The sequence below is a fragment of the Listeria sp. SHR_NRA_18 genome (genome assembly GCF_003856515.1).
GTDB lineage: Bacteria > Bacillota > Bacilli > Lactobacillales > Listeriaceae > Listeria_A > Listeria_A newyorkensis.
The window spans coordinates 1-2,404 of the sequence record NZ_QPKR01000029.1; the positions used below are offsets into that span (position 1 = coordinate 1).

4 protein-coding genes are annotated in these 2,404 nt (G+C 42.1%); all 4 read left to right on the forward strand.

The features are described from left to right. The coding region (locus tag DUK53_RS16825; RefSeq protein ID WP_143813224.1) for a C40 family peptidase at nucleotides 1-303 on the forward strand (303 nt) is incomplete at its 5' end. Nucleotides 304-325: 22 nt separating this feature from the next. Next, on the forward strand, nucleotides 326-913 hold the full coding sequence (locus DUK53_RS16830) for a hypothetical protein (RefSeq protein ID WP_124893197.1): 588 nt from the start codon (nucleotides 326-328) through the stop codon (nucleotides 911-913). A 6-nt stretch (nucleotides 914-919) separates the two neighbouring features. After that, nucleotides 920-1,222 (forward strand): hypothetical protein, encoded by a 303-nt coding sequence (locus tag DUK53_RS16835; protein ID WP_124893199.1) that lies wholly within the window; start codon nucleotides 920-922, stop codon nucleotides 1,220-1,222. Continuing rightward, nucleotides 1,215-2,219, forward strand: a complete 1,005-nt coding sequence (locus tag DUK53_RS16840; protein ID WP_124893201.1) for a conjugal transfer protein — start codon at nucleotides 1,215-1,217, stop codon at nucleotides 2,217-2,219. The genes DUK53_RS16835 and DUK53_RS16840 overlap by 8 nt, the downstream gene beginning before the upstream one ends. Nucleotides 2,220-2,404 lie beyond the last annotated feature (185 nt).

A 2,404-nucleotide genomic window follows, 5' to 3' on the forward strand; every position in this document is an offset into this window, starting at 1 on the left:
GGATTTGATTGCTCCGGATTGATGCAATGGTCTTTTAAGCGTGCGGGGATTAATCTCCCACGGACAGCACAAGAACAATACGCATTTACTCAACGTGTCCCAGCAAGTGATGTGAAAGCTGGGGATCTTATTTTCTTCAAAGGCACGTACGGAGGCGCAAACCACATTAGCCACGTTGGAATCGTCATCAATGAAAAGATGATGTATGACTCCAATAGTAGCGGTATCGGCTATCACGATTACCAAGGTGCTTACTGGAAATCACACTTTGCAGGATTCGGCCGGATTGATCCTACCAAATAAACAGAAAGAGGCGATTTATCCTATGTCTAAACGAAAAAAAGTAGGTATCCTGATTGGCTTACTATTTTTGATTATTGGATCAGGATTTACAGGATATATGCTGCATGAAGGACAACAAGAAGCGCCTGAACCGGTCCAAAAAACAAAGCAGGAAAAACAAAAACAAACCGTTATTGACGTGAAAGGAGCAAACGAGACAAAAGAAGCAGCGGAACCATCGGTTTCAGAGGAAACGGCTACAGTGGCTAAAGAAATTCGTGAGGTAAACGAAGCATTGGTGAATGCTTATTTCAGCTACAGCAGTGTACAAGAGCAATTTCAGCATATCATGCCACTAGCCACAAAATCTTTCCAAACAAAGATGCAAGAGGCTGCTGGTATAGGGGGAGAGGGAGTTAAAAGTCATATTATCAAACGCCAGGCGTTTTGGAATGATGATCGCACCTTGCATCCGGAAATGACCAATCTTATTACGCAGCGTGTGGCCGTAAATGGCAGCGAATACGAACAAACCAGTTATATGCGCATTGTGTTCGAAAAAGAAGAAAATCAATGGAAAATGGCCGACATGGCGATAACGCTTGTTGGCTCCACACAGAAAGGAAGTTAGCGAACAATGGAAAATGAAAAACGAGAAGAAGTAAGCACGACAAGTTGGGAGGAAAAAAAGCATACCGGGCGCAAATTGAATGGCTATGAAAAAGTACGGAATGAAATTTTGCGTAAGCTGGAGCAAAAAAAATATATTGTTGGATCACAATTGTTCTATCATGATCTAAAAGAATATGCCGAGAATAAAACGAATTATCAGCGTGCGCTGTACTATTTAGAAGGTGCTGGCATTATTGTGAATGAGGTTATTATTACCGATAAAATTCCCAAAGAATTAATGCAAAGAGTTGGGTTGGCGCATGAATGAGCCGAAAATACATCTTGAAAATATCCATCCGAGCGCCCCCAAACGACCGAAACGAAAGAAGAAACAGAAACAGATAAAAAACACCGAAATCTCCAGCCGTGGCATTCCGTTTAAAAAACGCTTCTTTCAAAATGCGTTAACGGTATTCTTTTACGGCTTATTTGCGGTGTTTTTGTTTACGAACATCATGGTACTTGGCCGACTAGATACCATTGTCTCTGTCGCCAATGAAAAAGCCATTGATCCAGAAAAACTGCTGGCGGAAATGAAAGCTGGAGAAGCTGCCAGTGATATGGTCACGTATGAAGGGGAACAATGGCTAGCGCTATATTTCACATCGCCAGTGAATACAGAAGTTGCAGTGACACAACGGAAAGAAAAGCTGGAGAGTCACGTAGCCGAAGGCGTTCGAATCGATGGTGTCGATGGACAAACAGATGGTGTACAGCAGCACGTACAAAAGGTATCGTACATTCACCAAGAAGTTGCGGGAAAACAAGACAAAGACATCTTGTATCGAACGCTTTACGAAGTTGTGATGTCAGAGAACAAGCAGACGAAAAAGCTTCAAGTTGCCCTGTATGGCGTGTATAAAGAGGGGCAATTAGTCATCGTTCAATTACCGGAGTATCTGAATATGACGAAGAGTACGACACCAAGCCGAGCGGTACAAAATCCAGAGAATTATTTTGTGAAAGATGGCAACGCTATAGAAGATGGCAAGGAAAAAAGCAACATCGAGTCGTTTATTCAAAAATACCTGGAGCTATACTGTAAGAATGATGCAAACCTTTATCTTGTTTCGGCAGTCAAAGGATTAGATCAAGCAACATTGGAAGGCGCAACCATTGATCAACTGGTGAAAAAAGGGGATGTTGTTCGTGTGCAAGGAACCTATACATTCTCTTATACCAAAGGCGCGCCACATACGTCTTATTTTTCACTAGAAATGCGCCAAAATAAAGACAGTTATTTTGTCGAAAAAATGAATGAATAGAAGGAGTAGATGACATGGCAATGCCGTTTGATTTGACCGGGTTTTACGACTCGTTTACAAAACAATTAATCATTGGATTGGCTATAGCCGGTGCGGTAATGATGATTGTTGGATTTGTCACACAGAGCTGGGGAAAAGCGATAGGTACCGCATGTGGCACGATTGTCATTGCGGGATTCGTTATC

Bases quoted from the DNA above. Each gene is read 5' to 3' on its own strand.
- DUK53_RS16835 (WP_124893199.1), top strand. From the start codon at position 920: ATGGAAAATGAAAAACGAGAAGAAGTAAGCACGACAAGTTGGGAGGAA.
- DUK53_RS16840 (WP_124893201.1), top strand. From the start codon at position 1,215: ATGAATGAGCCGAAAATACATCTTGAAAATATCCATCCGAGCGCCCCC.
- DUK53_RS16830 (WP_124893197.1), top strand. From the start codon at position 326: ATGTCTAAACGAAAAAAAGTAGGTATCCTGATTGGCTTACTATTTTTG.